Origin of the sequence: Streptomyces prasinopilosus, from assembly GCF_001419695.1 — a bacterium.
GTDB lineage: Bacteria > Actinomycetota > Actinomycetes > Streptomycetales > Streptomycetaceae > Streptomyces > Streptomyces prasinopilosus.
The window spans coordinates 1-1,056 of sequence record NZ_LIRG01000825.1; the positions used below are offsets into that span (position 1 = coordinate 1).

Here is a 1,056-nt window from a genome sequence, read left to right on the forward strand (position 1 = left end):
ACGCGCTGCGCGCCCGGGGCGTGCGGGCGGTCGTCCTCGAACGGTCCGACGGCGTGGGGGCGTCCTGGCGGCGCCACTACGACCGGCTGCGGCTGCACACCACCCGGCGCCTGTCCGCGCTGCCCGGTCTGCCGATGCCGCGCCGGTTCGGGCGGTGGCCCGCCCGCGACGACATGGTCCGGTACCTGGAGAAGTACGCCGAGCACCACCGGCTGGAGATCGTCACCGGGGTCGAGGTCTCCCGGGTCGAGCGCACCGCGGACGGCACCGGCTGGCTGCTGCACGCCACCGGGGGCCGCGAACTGACCGGTGCCGCGGTCGTGATCGCCACCGGCCTCAACCACACCCCCCGCCTGCCGGACTGGCCCGGCCGGGACTCCTACACCGGCGAGTTCCTGCACGCCTGCGAGTACCGCGACGCACGCCCCTTCGCCGGCCGGGACGTCCTGGTCGCGGGCATCGGCAACACGGGTGCCGACATAGCCGTCGACCTGGCGGAGGGCGGGGCCTCCCGGGTGCGGGTGGCGGTCCGCACCGTCCCGCACATCGTGCGCCGCTCGACCGCGGGCTGGCCCGCGCAGCGCTCGGCCGTCCTGGTGCGCCGGCTGCCGGTCGGGCTCGTCGACCGGCTGTGCCGGGTGCAGGCCAGGGTCGCCCTGCCGGACCTCTCGGCCCAGGGTCTGCCGCGCCCCGACAGCGGCCTCTACAGCAGGGTGCTGGAGGGTGCCATCCCCGTGCAGGACGTCGGGCTGGTCGACGCCGTGCGCAAGGGCACGGTGGAGATCGTGGCCGCCGTGGAGGGGTTCGAGGGCGGCGAGGCGGTCCTCGCCGACGGCGAGCGGATCGGCCCGGACGCGGTGATCGCGGCCACCGGGTACCGCCCCGCCCTGGAGGGCCTCGTCGGCCACCTCGGCGTCCTCGACGGCCGGGGCAGACCCGTCGCCCGCGGCGCCGGCACCCCGCCCGGCGCGCCCGGCCTCTACTTCACCGGCTTCACCAACCCCATCACCGGCACCCTCCGCGAGGCGGCCCTCGACGCGGAGGGTGCCGGTGATG

At 77.0% G+C, this 1,056-nt stretch carries 1 protein-coding gene; it reads left to right on the top strand.

The genetic code is table 11. From position 1 onward, the window contains the following. Positions 1–1,056, top strand: a 1,056-nt coding sequence (locus tag AOK18_RS27080) for a flavin-containing monooxygenase (protein ID WP_055696038.1), incomplete at both ends; no start/stop codon positions are given.